Raw genomic sequence first — 17,325 nt, forward strand, 5'->3', positions numbered from 1 at the left:
ATACATTATCTTAGATATGCAAAAACCGCTTCTGTTGAGCTTGTTGGATCAACAGACATCATTACGCTTAATGAAGTGATTGCGACAATAGAAAAAATAAATAATTTTCGTGCCCACACAATATCATTAGTTGCTTTATAACCAGATAAAGCCATGCCTAACCACCAAATACTAACGGCTGAAGCTACAATCAAGTATTTATAGCCTGCGTAACCAACTAATGTCAGCATTAAGGTTGCAATCATAAACGCCAGAATATAGAGAATGATATGGCGTTTAGCGACGGAGATCCCTTTAATTACAGGTAATACCGGGATATTTGCAGCTTGGTAGTCTTTAAAACGGAAAATAGCAATAGCATAAGAGTGAGGCATTTGCCATAAACTAAAGATAAGTAATAGGATTGCCGCGCCTGCATCAAATTCACCGCTAACGGCACAATAACCGATAACAGGGGGAGCAGAGCCAGATAAACTTCCAATCAGTGTGCCATAAACAGACTTACGCTTCATATAGAGGCTATAAACCCCAACATAAATGATAAAACCGAATACAGCGATAAACATTGCAAGCGGGTTGGCTGCTACATAGAGCAGCACAACACCTGCAATACCTAATACTGAGGCATAAATCAGGCTAATTCGAGGGTCAATTAATCCTTTAACTAATGGGCGATTCTTCGTTCTTTCCATGATACGGTCAATATCACGGTCAATATAGTTGTTAAAAACACAACCAGAAGCAACGACCAGAGACACCCCAAGTAGAGTCGCGAAAAATAGGGAGTAATCAATCTCACCTTTAGAAGCGAGCAGAAAACCACCTATTACAGAAATTAAATTTCCGAAAATAATTCCTGGTTTGGTGACTTGTAGGTATTGCTTAATCATAGCGACAACTCTTAATCCATCATCATATTGATGTTCAGGTTGTACATAATCCACAACGAGCCTACGACAACAATGCCGATAATAAGCAGTGTGAACAGGAATGCGACGACGTTCCAGCGCTCTTCTGATGACGTATTCATATGCAAGAAGCAGACTAAGTGAACCACAATCTGCACAACTGCCATACCGACAACAGTCCAGAGAATTGTTGCTGGTGTCGCTGTTCCTTCCATCACCATCCAAAATGGAATAACGGTGAGGATAACAGACAGGATAAAGCCGATTAGATAAGACTTCATGCTGCCGTGGCTTGCGCCTGAAGGAGAAGTATTTGGATGACTCATTACATCACTCCCATCAGATAAACTACGGTGAACACACAGATCCAGACAACGTCAAGGAAGTGCCAGAACAGACTTAAACAGCTTAAACGAGTACGGTTAACTTCAGTTAAACCACGGCGTGATACTTGGATCATCATAATAACAATCCAGATTAAACCCGCCGTTACGTGAAGACCGTGCGTTGAAACTAATGCAAAAAATGCTGATAAGAATGCACTGCGATCTGGGCCATAACCTTCTGCGATTAGTTCATGGAATTCGTAAACTTCCATGATGACGAAACCTAAGCCGAATAAGAAAGTAACAAATAACCACAGATTTACTTGGCTAACGCTACCTTTATTCATGCTCAGCATAGCGAAACCGAAAGTGATACTACTAAATAGCAGTAAGAAGGTTTCAACTAAAACAAACGGTAAGCTAAAAATCTCTTTACCTGAAGGACCATCTGCAATCCCGTTAACAAGCACCGCATAAGTGGCGAATAAGCTGGCAAACAGGATAAGGTCGCTCATTAGATAGATCCAGAAGCCGAAAACTTTCGTCGCTCCTGCATCGTGGTGCCCATGATGTTCATGGGCGTTTGTGTTATTTACAGTTTGAGTAGACATTATTTCACACCTGCTTTTTTCAGTTCTTCATAATGCTTATTCTCGAGAGCTTCAATTTCAGGTACTTGGACATAGTAATCCACATCTGTATCAAAGCTTTTCACGATCCAAGTGACAATCATGCCAGCGAAACCAACGATAGCTAACCACCAGATGTGCCAGATCATGGCAAAACCAAGCACTAAGCTGAACGCTGAAATAATCACACCTGCGCCTGTATTTTTAGGCATATGGATTGGTTCGTATTTGGTTGGACGTTGATAAGCTGTGCCTTTTTCTTTCTGATCCCACCACTCATCACGAGTTTGAACGTGAGGTTCAACAGCAAAGTTATAGAACGGAGCGGGTGAAGAAATAGACCATTCCAGTGTACGTCCGCCCCATGGATCTCCCGTTAAGTCACGGTTTTGATCACGGTCACGGATACTTACGTAGATTTGGACAACTTGACAAGCGATACCGATAGCGATTAGTGCCGCACCACCCGCTGCAACCATCAGCATTGGATGGAATTCTGGGTTGATATTTTGGCTAATACGACGAGTCATACCCATAAAGCCAAGAATGTACAGTGGCATAAAGGCCATAAAGAAGCCGATAAACCAGAACCAGAATGCACGGATACCCCATTTCTCATTCAGTGTGAAACCGAATGCTTTAGGGAACCAGTAAGTCATACCTGCGAAACAGCCAAATACCACACCACCGATAATAACGTTATGGAAGTGAGCAATTAAGAATAAGCTGTTATGTAAAACGAAGTTTGCACCCGGAACGGCTAACAGAACCCCTGTCATCCCCCCAACAGAGAAGGTAATCAGGAAACCGATAGTCCATAGCATTGGGCTTTTATATTCGATACGGCCTTGATACATCGTAAACAGCCAGTTAAAGATTTTAACTCCTGTTGGAATAGCGATGATCATCGTGGCGATACCGAAGAAGGCATTGACGTTGGCGCCAGAGCCCATAGTAAAGAAGTGGTGTAACCAAACAATAAACGACAACACGGTAATAACGACAGTCGCACCAACTAAAGAGGTATAACCGAATAACCGTTTTTTAGAGAATGTTGCTGTTACTTCAGAGAACACACCAAATACGGGTAGAACAAGGATATAAACTTCTGGATGACCCCAAGCCCATACAAGGTTGATGTACATCATCATGTTACCGCCCATATCATTGGTAAAGAAGTGCGTACCAAGATAGCGGTCTAAAGTTAATAGCGTAATAGTAACGGTTAAAATTGGGAATGCAGCAATAATTAGGACGTTAGTACATAAAGCCGCCCAAGAGAATACTGGCATTTTCATCATGCTCATACCCGGCGCACGCATACGCAGAATAGTCGCGAAGAAGTTAACCCCTGTTAGCAGTGTACCAATACCGGATATCTGTAAACTCCATATCCAATAATCTACCCCGACTCCTGGGTTATACTCCAAACCCGAAAGTGGTGGATAAGCTAACCAACCTGTTTGTGCGAATTCACCAATACCTAAAGAGATGTTGATGAGTACAACACCAACTACAAAGAACCAGAAGCTCAGTGAGTTAAGGAAAGGGAAGGCCACATCACGGGCACCAATTTGTAAAGGTACAACGAGGTTCATCAGACCCACAACGAAAGGTGTTGCCATGAAGAAAATCATGATAACGCCGTGTGCGGTAAAAATCTGATCATAGTGATGAGGTGGTAAGAAACCCGCTTCGCCAGCAGAGGCGAGAGCTTGTTGGCTTCTCATCATAATCGCATCGGCAAAGCCACGGAACATCATGACCATTGCAACGAGGATATACATAATACCAATTTTTTTATGGTCAACGCTGGTTAACCATTCGCTCCACAACCATTTCCATTTACGAAAATAAGTTAGTGCGCCAACAATAGCAAGTCCACCAAGAACAATACCGAGTAAAGTCACTACGATAATTGGTTCATGTAGAGGGATTGCATCAAGAGTTAATTTTCCGAACATGCCTTTATTCCTCTGCTCCTGCATGCGCCGCATGGCTCATGTTCATATTCATTGTTGCATCAGCATGTGCTGTCTGATTGCCACCTGTGTGAGCGCCATGACCTGTATGACCAAATTTAGAAATGGTTTCTTGGAATAACATTGGCTTCACGCTTGAATAGTAGGTCACTGGATTTTTCTGGCTTGGTTTAGCAAGTTCATTAAATGCAGCGGTCGTATTTAACGTATCTGGCGATTGTTTGACTTTTTCAACCCACGCATCGAAACCGGCACGATCAGGTGTCGCAATCGCTGTAAATTTCATATCAGAAAAACCGTGTCCACTATAACTTGCTGACATACCTTGATATTCACCAGGCTCATTAGCAATTAAGTGCAACTTAGTTTGCATTCCTGCCATCGCATAGATTTGTCCACCTAAGCGAGGGATAAAGAATGAGTTCATGACAGAGTCAGAAGTGATTTTGAAATTAACAGGAACATTAGTCGGGAAAGCCAGTTCATTAACTGTTGCAATACCTTGTTCTGGATAGATAAATAACCATTTCCAGTCCATTGAAACAACTTCAATGGTGACAGGTTTTTCTGTGGACTCTAAAGGTTTGTAAGGATCAAGCTCATGGGTTGTTTTCCATGTAATGCTTGCCAAAATCACAATGATGATAATTGGCACTGTCCAAACGACGAGTTCAATTTTATTTGAGTGAGCCCAGTTTGGGCGATAGGTGGCTTTAGTATTGGATTCACGGTAGCGAAAAGCGAAAACAATCACCATCAGTATGACCGGTATCACAACAATTAACATTAAACCAAGCGCAATGAGGATTAATGTTTTTTGCTCAGCGCCGATAGCGCCTTTGGGATTCATTAACGCCATATCACAGCCACTTAAGAGAAGCGCTGCTGCTAATAGCGAGAGTGTCCCAATACTTTTTATGTATTTCATAAGTCTCATCCAACGACCCAAATGACAAAGGTTCTATTGTTGTTTCATCAGTATCAGTAAGGACATTTTACGGTAAGGTTGCGACAGTGTAAACAATTGTAATGGTAAGTAAGTGATTGGTTGGTCTTTTGTGTTAATGTGATCACAAGTAATTAAAATATTAAATAAATGTTAATTTAATTATTGTGTATTAACTATAATTTCATAAAGTACCATGTTTTTAAAATAAATACATATTTTTACAAATAAAAATGCAATAAAAAGTGTAAGAAAACGTATTGTGATTAAAAAAGTAACAAAAAAGAGGTCAGAGGAGAGTTGAGAGGTAAAATCCTTTTTATATTAATGTTTAATATCTATATTTGATGTTTGTGTAATTTTTAATATGGGTAATTAGTTATTTGATGAATATTTATATCCAATGAGAAAACTTTTCATTAAGTGGTAAAAAGAGGTTACAGCGAATAAAAATGCTTTCGCTGTAATAAAAATTAACAATTAGCGATCAAAAATTATATTTTAGGCTATATACAATGCCGTCTTGCAAAAAATCTTCGCCTAACTTTTTATAAGCATAACGATATTGAATACCCGTAGTAATAGAGGTTGTTGGATGCCACCAAAAAGCTAAAGCGCCATTAAATCCATTTTTCCCACCATTGCCATAACGCTGATGACGGTTAAATTCCATTTCATGCCAATTGCTAATGCTAAATTTTTGATCGCTAATCGAAAAATCATATCCAGCAACCCAGCCAACGACGTAGCCATTATTTCCTGAATAGTACGTTTGATCGACATAATGAAGTGCAACAAATGGTTTAAACCATAAATTATCTATTTGTGTGTTATAGCCTAAGCCATAAAGTGTATTAACTTCATGGAAGTTGCCATTGTTTTCTTTACCTGGGAGTGACCATGTACCGTAAATATGCCCGTATAAATTAAAATCACTTTCGCCTAAGTAAATGCGACTTGTTGCTTTAACGGTATAACGTTGATTATCACCGGGCTCTGTTTTTCGAGGATTAAATGGATTTTCCAAATCAAAAAAACCGTAAAATTCACCCCATGAAAAATTGGCACCACCTTCAAGTTCTAAATAGGCAAAATCATCTTTATGAGAAGATTGCCCTGTTTTGTGTGTTGTGTGAGTCGTCCAATCAAGATAATTAATGCTGATATCAGCGAAGCCACCTAAATAGCTAGCTTGAGCTGATAAAGAAAGTGTACTTGCGATGGTTAATAAAAATGTTTTTTTTATCATGACTAATCTCAATTGATTTTAATGAAATAATTTTGCGGTGAATTTATATTTTTATATGCTTTGAAACTATAACCTATAAAATTTCAATTTGCAGATTATGATATTGAAAGTAAGATCTATTTCTAGAATATTAAATTGATAATTAAAAATGAGAATTTTAGCATTGTTTAGTTTATTTTTATTATTTGAGCTATTTTGAATGGATTAAGCGCTTAATAACTGCTTTTTGGGCAAAGAAAAAAAGGAAGTGGGAGAAGAAAGAAAAATATGTGGTATCAATCGCGTAAAAATACCTCACGACACAGGGATCAAGGGATAGTATCATTAGCCAATATTCGTTTTTATCTTACTTGGAATTTTTATTGTGACCTCATTTGCTGAACTTAACGCACTTCCTGCTGAACAACTCGCTAACCTTAATGAATTGGGTTATCTCTCTATGACGCCAGTTCAAGAAGCTGCTTTGCCCGCTATTCTTGAAGGAAAAGACGTTCGCGCTCAGGCAAAAACAGGTAGCGGTAAAACTGCGGCTTTTGGTTTGGGGCTTTTGCAACATATTGATGCAAAACAGTTTAATACCCAATCACTTATTTTATGCCCAACGCGAGAACTTGCTGATCAAGTTGCAAATGAATTACGTCGTCTTGCTCGTTATCTTCCAAATATCAAAGTATTAACGCTGTGTGGGGGTGTTCCATTTAGTATTCAGCGTGACTCATTAATACATGCTGCACATATTATTGTTGCAACACCGGGCAGATTGCTTGATCACCTAAAAAAAGAGACTGTCACCTTAGATGATGTGAAAACATTAGTGTTGGATGAAGCAGACAGAATGTTGGATATGGGATTTTTTGATGATATCAACGATATTATTTCTCGTATGCCAACGGCACGCCAAACGTTGCTGTTTTCTGCAACTTGGCCAAATGAGATCGCAACAATTAGTCGTAAGATCCAGCAAAACCCAGTCACTATTGAAATCAATTCTGTTGATGAGCTTCCCGCTGTTGAACAGCAGTTTTATGAAATATCTCGTCATGGAAAAATAGGATTGCTGCAAAAACTTTTAAGCCGTGAGCAACCCGCTTCTTGTGTCGTGTTTTGTAACACAAAGCGCGATTGCCAAGATGTGTATGAAACACTGACAGAAAGCAACCAAAGTGTGCTGGCTTTACATGGTGATATGGAACAAAGAGAGCGTGACCAAACGCTTATTCGCTTTGCTAATGGAAGTTGTCGTGTATTAGTCGCAACAGATGTAGCGGCTCGTGGACTTGATATTAAAGCGTTAGAAATGGTAATTAACTACGAATTATCATGGGATCCAGAGGTGCATGTTCACCGAATTGGCCGTACAGCCAGAGCGGGGGAAAGTGGATTGGCTATTAGCTTTTGCGCACCAGAAGAAATTCAGCGTGCTAACGCTTTAGAAGAGATGCTTCACATGAAGATAAATTGGTTACCAGTACCTACTGGGCTACAAATTACGCCTCTTGAAGCAACAATGGCTACATTATGTATTGATGGTGGTAAAAAAGCCAAGATGCGCCCTGGTGATATTTTAGGGGCATTAACGGGGGATATGGGTTTCAATGGTGCCGATATTGGTAAAATTATGATTAATCCAACACATGCTTATGTCGCTGTGAAACAATCTATTGCAAAACAAGTCTGGAAACAGCTGCAACAAGGTAAAATTAAGGGTAAAACAGTAAAAGTAAGATTATTTAGATAAATTTTTTTACCCATAACATAAGAATACAAAAAGGACAGTTTAAACTGTCCTTTTTTATGGTTCATATCTTGAGAAAATAATAAAACTAATGTGTTGTTTTCTTAAGGGCTAAATAATCTAGGATTGTGCCAAAGACAAGGCTTACCGCACCAACGATAACACCATATAAAAAGAGTGTTGAAGCCCAAGAGCTTAATCTATCAGTATCTATTGATTGAATAAAATCGACAGATTGGAACATTTCTAATGTTGGTAGTGAATTTGTAACAACAAGAATTAAACTACAAATAAAGAAAAGAGTCGTTAGCATCAAACCATAAATAGCAAAACGGTACTGTTTAATAAACAAGGTTCTTCTAAGGAATTCCCCCGTTTTTTGCGTATAAATCAGTGTGTTCTTCGAAACAAACAGCAAAATAAGACCGGGTACAGAAGCAACGATAGAAAAAAGATAAAATGCTTCCCAACCATGACTTTCAACATACCAACCTGCAACTGGGCCAACATAAACACGACCAATTGCAGAGAGAGCAGAGAGCAACGCAAATTGTGTTGCTGAAAAGGAGAGATGACAAAGTGTCATTAAGAGGGCGACGAATGCGGCGGTTCCCATTCCTCCACAGATATTTTCAAATGCAACTACCGCACCCATGCTATAAATACTTTGCTCAGAAATAGCTAAATACCAATAACCGATATTTGAACCACCTTGCAAAATACCAAAAATCATCAGTGCTTTAAATAAACTCCAACGGCGCATTAATAAACCACCTAGCAATGCCCCAATAATAGTGGCTGCAAGCCCAAGTGTTTTATTCACTAATCCTACTTCACCTGCATCGAATCCTGCACCGCGAATAAGAAAAGTGGTACTTAAACTTAGGGCAAAGGCATCCCCCATTTTATACAGCACAATAAGCAGTAAAATTAGCCAAGCATTATTACGAGAGAAGAATTCATATAAAGGTTCAATAACGGCTTCATAGAGTGTACGGGGTGGCTTTACAGTGGTTTCTGGCTCTTGGGCAAGTAACGTGGCAATAATACCAATTCCCATTAAGGCGGCCATTAACCAGTACATGTTTTGCCAACCAATATATTTATCAGCTAACCAAAGCGCCATTCCTCCAGAAACAAGCATGGCTATGCGATAACCTAAGACAGAAACTGCAGCACCTGTACCACGCTCATCTGCTTTTAATATATCTGTTTTATAGGCGTCAAAAACAATATCTTGTGAAGCGGAACAAAAAGCAACAATGACAGCTAAAGAAGCAAGCCACCATAAATGATCATTAGGATTTAAAAATCCCATTCCTGCAATACCAAGTACTAACCCTATTTGAGTGAGTAACATCCATCCTCGGCGTCGGCCAAGAAAAGAGGGGGTATAGCGATCCATAAAGGGTGACCAGAGGAATTTAAAAACATAGGCTTGTCCCACCAGTGAGAAAAAACCAATGGTTTTTAAATCAATATCTTCTACTGTCATCCAGGCTTGTAGTGTGCCTGCTGTTAACGCTAGAGGTAATCCTGAAGTAAAGCCAAGTAATAGAAGAATAAATGATTTATACCAAGTGGTTTGTTTGAAGGCAGGCTGAACCATGCAAAAATTCCTTTCAACGACCTGTTTGAGATAACAGGTCGTTTATTCTAATAAAATTAACGTGCGTTAGATTTGATAAATTGACTGACTGAGGCGTCTTTTGCCATATCGCTAACGAGTTCACTTAAGACATTGTTAATTGCGGCGGCAATTTTCTCATTAGTTGCACCAAATGGGCCTTGGACATTGTAGCTAGTACGGAATGTTTTGGTATTAGAGCTGCCATTTGGTAGGGTGACGATAACTGAAATATCCGCTTTTGCACTGATATTATGGCGAACACTACCTTCGCCAACATCTGCATTGAGTTTATTGATAACAATAATGACATCAGCAGAAGCCGGAGAACCCACCATAAAACCACGAGCTGTCATTTGTTTTTGTAGAACTTCTTGCATTAAAAATGCAATGTCACGAGTTGGAACTAGGACTTCTAATTTACCGTTGCGGTTGATTTCCGCTAAGCTCTTTGATGCGCGTTTGTCTTGGCTTGAAATATTCAGTGAAATAGGGCGCATTGTTGGGTCGGCCGCAGGAACTGACATCACTGGCTCAATAGATAATTTGTTACTAGGGGTTGCACAACCTGAAAGTAGTGTTAATGCAAAAACAGCACAGAGTAAATTTTTAATCATGAGGTAATCTCGGTTAAATAAGTCTGTTGTGTTAATAAGTAGAATAGGCTTTAAACTTTAGCCTATCATACCACTGCTGATGGGCTGCTAATATCCCCTTAACGAACGAAATTATCTGATTTTATCAATTGATTTTATTTCAAATTACTCTCATTTTTACTTGTGTATTTGACAATATTTGGTCAATGGTTTTACTCAAGATGAAAAATAAGCGATTATCATCAGTAAAATTAAAAAGAATAAGCCCATCATTTTGTATTGATAAAGACTCAATCAAGGTAATCTGGTGGACTTATTTTTTATTCGCCATGGTATAAAGGCTAGAGGATTAGGGGCAGAGATGATCCGTGATGATATTGAGAATAAGCTGATTTCACGCTTTTCACCGCATTTTTTACAAGTAATAAACGAAAGCCATCGCCATAATGTACCGGAAGGCTCTGAAAGCCACTTCAAAGTCATTATCGTTAGTGATGGTTTTAATGAGAAACGCAGTGTTTCGCGCCATCGTGACGTGTACCAAACATTAGCTCATGAAATGGAAAATGGCGTTCATGCATTAGCATTACACACATTTACGTTAAGTGAATGGAATGAACAGCAGGATAAAGCATTACGCTCTCCTGGGTGCCGTGGCGGAAGCCAAGAAGATTAGCAACCTTATCGTTAATCGTGAGTAAATAGATCCTAAGATGCGTATTTTTTGTTCTTTATAGCGAAAAAAAAGGGGGAGTTGCTCGATTTTATGAAAAAATTGAGGAATAAAACGGCTCTTTCTCGACTCAACCCCTCTAGATCGTTATAATGTCGCGTCTAATTTTCAGTAAGGTTTCGGGATGCTTCTGATATCAGGGATCCTCGTTTTTTTAAATGTGGCGGCCCCGGTTCTGAAAGGAAAATAAATCTAATCATGTCAATATCATGTTAGTTTCCTTTAAAGTAGACCGAGCACTAAAACTTATTTTGAGGTAACAAGATGCAAGTTTCTGTTGAAACGACTCAAGGCCTAGGGCGTCGTGTCACAATCACCGTACCAGCCGCTGATATCCAAACTGCTGTAGACAGTGAACTGAAAAAAGCTGCTAAAACTGTTCGCATTGATGGTTTCCGTAAAGGTCACGTTCCAATGTCAATGGTTAAACAGCGTTACGGTATGTCAGTACTGAATGATGTTCTGGGTGACATGATGCAGCGTAATTTCATTAACGCTATCATCGAAAACAAAGTAAACCCAGTTGGTGCGCCTGACTACAAACCAGAGCAATACAAAGAAGGTGAAGACTTTGTTTACTCTGTAGAATTCGAAGTTTTCCCAGAAATCGAACTGAAAGATCTGGAAAGCATTGAAGTTGTAAAACCTGTTGTCACTGTTAAAGACGAAGATGTCGATAACATGTTAGAAACACTGCGTAAGCAACAAGCAGAGTGGAAAGACAAAGACGGCGCAGTCGCAGCAGAAGATCGCGTAACTGTTGATTTCAACGGTTCTATTGACGGTGAAGAATTTGAAGGCGGAAAAGCTGAAGATTTCGTACTGGCAATGGGTCAAGGTCGTATGATCCCAGGTTTCGAAGAAGGCGTTATCGGTCATAAAGCTGGAGAAGAATTCACAATTGATGTGACTTTCCCAGAAGATTACCACGCTGAAAACCTGAAAGGTAAAAAAGCACAATTCGCTATCAACCTGAAAAAAGTTGAAGAGCGTGAACTGCCTGAATTAACTGAAGAGTTCATCAAACGTTTTGGTATTGCTGATGGTTCTGTTGATGGTTTACGTGCTGAAGTACGTAAAAACATGGAACGTGAACTGAAAAATGCAATCCGTACTCGTGTTAAATCACAAGTTATTGATGGCTTAGTTAAAGCAAACGAAGTTGACGTACCAGCAGCTGCTGTTGACAGCGAAATTGAAGTTCTGCAACGTCAAGCAGCTCAACGTTTTGGTGGCGATGAGAAACAAGCTCTGCAATTACCACGTGAACTGTTCGAAGAACAAGCTAAACGTCGTGTAATCGTTGGATTACTGTTAGGTGAAGTGATCAATAGTAATGAACTGAAAGCAGAAGACGATCGTGTGAATGCACTGATCGATGAAATGGCTTCAGCTTACGAAGATCCATCAGAAGTTGTTGAGTTCTACAATAAGAACGAACAACTGATGAACAACATCCGTAATCTTGCGTTAGAAGAGCAAGCGGTAGAAAAAATCTTAGCAAATGCTAAAGTAACTGAAAAAGAAACTAACTTCACTGAACTAATGAACGAAGTTCAAATGGGTTAATTCTTAACCGCGAATATTGGTTTTAAGCAAAAACCCGTGGTTTTTACCACGGGTTTTTTTCAGTTTATATAAATTTATCAAATTTGCCTTGAAATTTGAGCGATTATCTCCAGATAATTCTATATTCTCTTTATCACTCCTCGCGAGGCGCCTTGAATGTCTTGTGAGAGATTAGATCATTAGAAATGGTCATGATCAATTATCTCAAGTAAAATTGTTGTCATTGGCACCAATAAGAATGCAATAGGAGACAGACATGTCATTTAACGACACACAGGAACAATTCGCACCTAATATGGCTCTGGTGCCGATGGTTATAGAGCAAACTTCGCGAGGAGAGCGTTCTTACGACATTTACTCACGTTTATTAAAAGAACGAATTATTTTCCTGACTGGCCAAGTTGAAGATCACATGGCTAATCTTATCGTTGCTCAAATGCTATTTTTAGAAGCTGAAAATCCAGAGAAAGACATCAACCTGTATATTAACTCACCGGGTGGTGTAATTACTGCGGGTATGTCTATTTATGACACCATGCAGTATATCAAAGCAGATGTTAGTACAATTTGTATGGGACAGGCATGTTCAATGGGTGCCTTCTTATTATCTGCTGGTGCGAAAGGTAAACGTATTTGCTTACCTAACTCTCGTGTGATGATCCACCAACCATTAGGTGGTTACCAAGGTCAAGCAACAGATATTCAAATTCATGCTCAAGAAATTTTGAAAGTAAAATCTCGTATGAATGAGCTAATGGCTCAACATACAGGTAAATCTATTGAAGAAATAGAAAGAGACACTGAGCGTGATCGTTTCTTATCCGCTAACGAAGCGTTAGAATATGGATTAGTGGATAAAGTCTATACTCAACGTAGCTAATTATTACACGTTGTAATAGCAACTGAATTAATACGTTTCTTTTGTTAGTCAATAACGCACGCAAAGGAAACGGCTATCAATATTTATGTAAAAAAGACTTTCTTCTTATAAATGATAAGAAGAATAACTAAGTGAGGTTGACTGATGACAGATAAGCGCAAAGATAGCTCAGGGAAGCTTCTGTATTGCTCTTTCTGCGGTAAAAGCCAGCATGAAGTAAAAAAATTGATCGCTGGTCCGTCGGTTTATATCTGTGATGAATGTGTCGATCTTTGTGTTGATATCATTCGTGAGGAAATAAAAGAACTGGCACCTCATCATGAACGCAGTGAATTGCCAACGCCGCATGAAATCCGTAAGCACCTTGATGACTATGTTATCGGTCAGGAATTGGCTAAAAAAGTTTTGGCTGTTGCCGTTTATAACCACTATAAACGTCTGCGTAATGGCGATAAAGCCGATGGTGTTGAGTTAGGGAAAAGTAATATTTTGCTGATTGGTCCTACTGGTAGCGGTAAAACGTTACTAGCAGAAACATTAGCACGCTACCTTGATGTTCCTTTTACTATGGCAGATGCTACAACCCTGACAGAAGCGGGGTATGTGGGTGAAGATGTTGAAAACATCATTCAAAAACTGCTACAAAAATGCGATTACGATGTGCAAAAAGCACAACGTGGTATTGTGTATATTGATGAAATTGACAAAATCACGCGTAAATCTGAAAACCCATCAATCACCCGTGATGTGTCTGGTGAAGGTGTACAGCAAGCATTATTGAAATTAGTTGAAGGCACTGTAGCCTCTGTTCCTCCTCAAGGCGGACGTAAGCATCCACAACAAGAGTTTTTACAAGTTGATACTTCTAAGATCCTCTTTATTTGTGGTGGTGCATTTGCAGGACTCGATAAAGTCGTTGCACAGCGTTTAAATACACACTCAGGTATCGGTTTTGGTGCAGAAGTTAAAAGCCAAAAAGAGAAAGCTAGCGAAGGTGAATTATTAGCCCAAGTTGAGCCAGAAGATCTGATTAAATTTGGTCTTATCCCTGAATTTATTGGTCGTTTACCTGTTGTTGCAACGCTAGGCGAATTAAACGAAGAAGCGTTAATCCAAATCTTACAAGAACCTAAGAATGCATTGACTAAGCAATATCAGGCATTATTTAAATTAGAAGGTGTGGATTTAGAATTCCGTAAGGAAGCGCTGACGGCAATCGCGAAAAAAGCCATGGTACGTAAAACGGGTGCTCGTGGTTTACGTTCGATTGTTGAAGCTGCATTACTTGATACGATGTATGACCTTCCTTCATTTGAAAATGCAGAAAAAGTGGTCATTGATGAAGGCGTTATTAATGGAAAATCTGAGCCACTGGTTATTTATAGCCAGCCAGAAAATCAGGCTTCAGGTGAATAATGCATCGTAATTTGGCAGTGTCTTTTGTCTGACATTATCTCGTTTTCTCTCAAAAATAAGAGGGAAATTTAAGATAAGGCGTGCCAACGCAATAAAAATGAGGGAATTTTCCCTCATTTTGTTTTTTTAATGCGTAATGCTATTGAATGTCAGAAAAGTGCCCTTATATATTTTGACAATCCGTGGAATTAATTTTATTTGGTGACATGCGAATAAAATTACCTGTAAAAGCGTTAAGCTAAAAACGAAGAGAGAGCTCTATGAATCCTGAGCGTCCAGAACGTATTGAAATACCTGTATTGCCATTACGTGATGTCGTTGTATATCCGCATATGGTGATCCCGTTGTTCGTTGGTCGTGAAAAATCTATTCATTGCTTAGAAGCCGCGATGAACGACAACAAACAAATTATGCTGGTTGCGCAGAAAGATGCATCTACTGACGAACCAGGTGTTAATGATCTTTTTTCTGTTGGTACAGTTGCGTCTGTTTTACAGATGCTAAAACTACCTGATGGAACAGTAAAAGTACTTGTTGAAGGTATTCGTCGTGCCAAAATTACGACGTTATCTGATAATGGTGAATACTTTCAGGCGAAAGCTGAATACCTTGAAACGCCAGCCGTTGATGAGCGTGAACAAGAAGTCTTAAATCGTACAACGATTAATCAGTTTGAAGGTTATATCAAGCTGAATAAAAAAATTCCGCCAGAGGTATTAACCTCGTTACATGCTATCGAAGAATCAGCGAAATTAGCAGACACCATTGCTTCACATATGCCGCTGAAATTAAAAGATAAGCAAGCTGTGCTTGAAATGTCTGATGTGACAGAACGCCTTGAATATTTAATGGCGATGATGGAATCAGAAATCGATCTGCTACAAGTTGAAAAACGGATTCGTAACCGTGTTAAAAAGCAGATGGAAAAGAGTCAGCGAGAGTATTATCTCAATGAACAAATGAAAGCTATTCAAAAAGAATTAGGTGAGATGGATGATGCACCTGATGAAATGGAATCGCTGAAACGTAAAATCGATGCGGCTAAAATGCCAAAAGAGGCAAAAGAGAAGACAGAAGCGGAACTTCAGAAATTAAAAATGATGTCGCCAATGTCAGCAGAAGCCACGGTTGTACGTAGTTATATTGATTGGATGGTTCAAGTTCCTTGGAATAGCCGTAGCAAAGTTAAAAAAGACTTAGTGAAAGCACAAGAAGTTCTTGATACTGACCATTACGGTTTAGAACGTGTTAAAGAGCGTATCCTTGAATACCTCGCGGTTCAGTCTCGTGTTAGCAAAATTAAAGGGCCAATCCTGTGCTTGGTAGGGCCTCCGGGAGTAGGTAAAACCTCACTGGGTCAATCTATTGCTAAAGCAACAGGCCGTAAGTATGTTCGTATGGCGTTAGGTGGTGTACGTGATGAAGCTGAAATCCGTGGTCACCGTCGTACTTACATCGGTTCTATGCCAGGTAAATTGATTCAGAAAATGGCGAAAGTTGGCGTCAAAAACCCACTTTTCCTGTTAGATGAAATTGATAAGATGTCATCGGATATGCGAGGCGATCCAGCTTCTGCTCTGTTAGAAGTGTTAGATCCAGAACAAAACATCGCATTTAATGATCATTATCTGGAAGTTGATTACGATCTGTCTGATGTTATGTTTGTGGCGACATCTAACTCCATGAATATACCTGCACCGTTGTTAGATCGTATGGAAGTTATTCGTTTATCAGGTTATACCGAAGACGAAAAACTCAATATTGCTAAGCAACATTTGTTACCAAAACAGATTGAGCGTAATGCGTTAAAACCAAGCGAGCTGACAATCCATGACAGCGCGATTATGGGCATTATTCGTTATTACACGCGTGAAGCAGGTGTACGTAGTTTAGAACGTGAAATTTCTAAATTATGCCGTAAAGCCGTGAAACAGCTGCTAATGGATAGCACAATCAAGCATATTGAGATTAACGAAGATAATCTCAAAGACTACTTAGGTGTTCGTAAAGTTGACTACGGTCGTGCTGATACAGAAAACCGAGTAGGTATGGTAACAGGACTTGCATGGACAGAAGTGGGTGGTGATCTACTGACTATTGAAACAGCAAGTGTACCAGGTAAGGGTAAGCTAACATTTACCGGCTCTTTAGGTGAAGTGATGCAAGAGTCTATCCAAGCGGCAATGACGGTAGTTCGTGCTCGTGCTGATAAACTGGGCATTAATGGCGATTTCTATGAAAAACGTGATATGCACGTACACGTTCCTGAAGGCGCAACACCAAAAGATGGTCCAAGTGCAGGTATCGCAATGTGTACTGCATTGGTATCAAGCCTAACAGGTAACCCTGTACGTTCTGATGTTGCAATGACGGGTGAAATTACGTTACGCGGGCAAGTGTTGCCAATTGGCGGACTGAAAGAAAAGTTACTTGCTGCACATCGTGGTGGAATTAAGACAGTTCTTATCCCTGATGAAAATAAACGTGATTTAGAAGAAATTCCTGAAAATATTGTTGCTGATCTGGATATTCACCCAGTGAAAACAATAGAGGAAGTTTTATCGCTAGCCCTGCAAAACTCGCCGTTTGGCATGGAAGTTATTACTGATAAATCACACTAAAGAGTGATGTTAGTCATAAATTATAGCTAAAAAAAAGGCTGGATAAGTAATAAAAGCTTGCCAGCCTTTTTTTGTGTCGCTAATTTAATGGCGATTTTAATTAAAAAT

Annotated in this window: 14 protein-coding genes; 6 read left to right on the forward strand and 8 right to left on the reverse strand. The window is 39.5% G+C overall.

The features are described from left to right. Positions 1 to 5: 5 nt before the first annotated feature. The 6 genes from cyoE to DK858_RS09325 form a co-directional block, all read right to left on the reverse strand. Positions 6 to 890, reverse strand: coding sequence for a heme o synthase (gene cyoE / locus DK858_RS09300; protein WP_109397167.1), 885 nt, complete (start codon positions 888 to 890; stop codon positions 6 to 8). A gap of 11 nt (positions 891 to 901) precedes the next feature. Continuing rightward, the gene (locus DK858_RS09305; protein WP_006535101.1) at positions 902 to 1,234 is read right to left on the reverse strand and encodes a cytochrome o ubiquinol oxidase subunit IV; all 333 of its coding nucleotides are present in this window, start codon (positions 1,232 to 1,234) and stop codon (positions 902 to 904) included. After that, positions 1,234 to 1,845: a cytochrome o ubiquinol oxidase subunit III gene (locus DK858_RS09310; RefSeq protein ID WP_072063673.1), complete on the reverse strand. Its 612-nt coding sequence runs from the start codon at positions 1,843 to 1,845 to the stop codon at positions 1,234 to 1,236. Before DK858_RS09310 ends, DK858_RS09305 begins: the two co-directional genes overlap by 1 nt. Continuing rightward, positions 1,845 to 3,827 (reverse strand): cytochrome o ubiquinol oxidase subunit I, encoded by a 1,983-nt coding sequence (gene cyoB / locus DK858_RS09315; RefSeq protein WP_109397168.1) that lies wholly within the window; start codon positions 3,825 to 3,827, stop codon positions 1,845 to 1,847. Before cyoB ends, DK858_RS09310 begins: the two co-directional genes overlap by 1 nt. Positions 3,828 to 3,831: 4 nt before the next feature. Continuing rightward, positions 3,832 to 4,782 (reverse strand): cytochrome o ubiquinol oxidase subunit II, encoded by a 951-nt coding sequence (cyoA, locus tag DK858_RS09320; protein ID WP_006535098.1) that lies wholly within the window; start codon positions 4,780 to 4,782, stop codon positions 3,832 to 3,834. A 496-nt stretch (positions 4,783 to 5,278) separates the two neighbouring features. Then, a complete protein-coding gene (locus tag DK858_RS09325; protein ID WP_109397169.1) occupies positions 5,279 to 6,040 on the reverse strand; it encodes a nucleoside-specific channel-forming Tsx family protein in 762 nt (253 codons plus the stop codon). Positions 6,041 to 6,404: 364 nt separating this feature from the next. Between DK858_RS09325 and dbpA the strand changes: the two genes are divergently transcribed. Further along, positions 6,405 to 7,778, forward strand: a complete 1,374-nt coding sequence (gene dbpA, locus DK858_RS09330; protein ID WP_109397170.1) for an ATP-dependent RNA helicase DbpA — start codon at positions 6,405 to 6,407, stop codon at positions 7,776 to 7,778. Between the two features lie 85 nt (positions 7,779 to 7,863). On the opposite strand, the gene ampG is transcribed toward dbpA, so the two are convergent. Together ampG and DK858_RS09340 are read right to left on the reverse strand one after the other, a co-directional pair. Beyond that, complete coding sequence (gene ampG / locus DK858_RS09335) at positions 7,864 to 9,384, reverse strand: muropeptide MFS transporter AmpG (protein ID WP_109397171.1); 1,521 nt, start codon at positions 9,382 to 9,384, stop codon at positions 7,864 to 7,866. A gap of 56 nt (positions 9,385 to 9,440) precedes the next feature. Beyond that, positions 9,441 to 10,019 (reverse strand): YajG family lipoprotein, encoded by a 579-nt coding sequence (locus DK858_RS09340; protein ID WP_109397172.1) that lies wholly within the window; start codon positions 10,017 to 10,019, stop codon positions 9,441 to 9,443. Positions 10,020 to 10,359: 340 nt separating this feature from the next. Between DK858_RS09340 and bolA the strand changes: the two genes are divergently transcribed. The 5 genes from bolA (at position 10,360) to lon (ending at position 17,217) form a co-directional block, all read left to right on the forward strand. Next, complete coding sequence (gene bolA / locus DK858_RS09345; protein WP_109397173.1) at positions 10,360 to 10,674, forward strand: transcriptional regulator BolA; 315 nt, start codon at positions 10,360 to 10,362, stop codon at positions 10,672 to 10,674. Between the two features lie 321 nt (positions 10,675 to 10,995). Continuing rightward, the gene (tig, locus tag DK858_RS09350; protein WP_109397174.1) at positions 10,996 to 12,300 is read left to right on the forward strand and encodes a trigger factor; all 1,305 of its coding nucleotides are present in this window, start codon (positions 10,996 to 10,998) and stop codon (positions 12,298 to 12,300) included. A 256-nt stretch (positions 12,301 to 12,556) separates the two neighbouring features. After that, positions 12,557 to 13,180 (forward strand): ATP-dependent Clp endopeptidase proteolytic subunit ClpP, encoded by a 624-nt coding sequence (clpP, locus tag DK858_RS09355; protein ID WP_004245088.1) that lies wholly within the window; start codon positions 12,557 to 12,559, stop codon positions 13,178 to 13,180. A 144-nt stretch (positions 13,181 to 13,324) separates the two neighbouring features. Next, complete coding sequence (gene clpX, locus DK858_RS09360) at positions 13,325 to 14,596, forward strand: ATP-dependent protease ATP-binding subunit ClpX (RefSeq protein ID WP_109397175.1); 1,272 nt, start codon at positions 13,325 to 13,327, stop codon at positions 14,594 to 14,596. A 260-nt stretch (positions 14,597 to 14,856) separates the two neighbouring features. Then, a complete protein-coding gene (gene lon / locus DK858_RS09365) occupies positions 14,857 to 17,217 on the forward strand; it encodes an endopeptidase La (RefSeq protein WP_109397176.1) in 2,361 nt (786 codons plus the stop codon). Positions 17,218 to 17,325 lie beyond the last annotated feature (108 nt).

This window comes from Proteus faecis (assembly GCF_003144395.1).
Taxonomy (GTDB): domain Bacteria; phylum Pseudomonadota; class Gammaproteobacteria; order Enterobacterales; family Enterobacteriaceae; genus Proteus; species Proteus faecis.

Coding starts and splice junctions, on each gene's coding strand:
- cyoE (WP_109397167.1), bottom strand. CDS start 890: ATGATTAAGCAATACCTACAAGTCACCAAACCAGGAATTATTTTCGGA.
- DK858_RS09305 (WP_006535101.1), bottom strand. CDS start 1,234: ATGAGTCATCCAAATACTTCTCCTTCAGGCGCAAGCCACGGCAGCATG.
- DK858_RS09310 (WP_072063673.1), bottom strand. CDS start 1,845: ATGTCTACTCAAACTGTAAATAACACAAACGCCCATGAACATCATGGG.
- cyoB (WP_109397168.1), bottom strand. CDS start 3,827: ATGTTCGGAAAATTAACTCTTGATGCAATCCCTCTACATGAACCAATT.
- cyoA (WP_006535098.1), bottom strand. CDS start 4,782: ATGAGACTTATGAAATACATAAAAAGTATTGGGACACTCTCGCTATTA.
- DK858_RS09325 (WP_109397169.1), bottom strand. CDS start 6,040: ATGATAAAAAAAACATTTTTATTAACCATCGCAAGTACACTTTCTTTA.
- ampG (WP_109397171.1), bottom strand. CDS start 9,384: ATGGTTCAGCCTGCCTTCAAACAAACCACTTGGTATAAATCATTTATT.
- DK858_RS09340 (WP_109397172.1), bottom strand. CDS start 10,019: ATGATTAAAAATTTACTCTGTGCTGTTTTTGCATTAACACTACTTTCA.
- bolA (WP_109397173.1), top strand. CDS start 10,360: ATGATCCGTGATGATATTGAGAATAAGCTGATTTCACGCTTTTCACCG.
- tig (WP_109397174.1), top strand. CDS start 10,996: ATGCAAGTTTCTGTTGAAACGACTCAAGGCCTAGGGCGTCGTGTCACA.
- clpP (WP_004245088.1), top strand. CDS start 12,557: ATGTCATTTAACGACACACAGGAACAATTCGCACCTAATATGGCTCTG.
- clpX (WP_109397175.1), top strand. CDS start 13,325: ATGACAGATAAGCGCAAAGATAGCTCAGGGAAGCTTCTGTATTGCTCT.
- lon (WP_109397176.1), top strand. CDS start 14,857: ATGAATCCTGAGCGTCCAGAACGTATTGAAATACCTGTATTGCCATTA.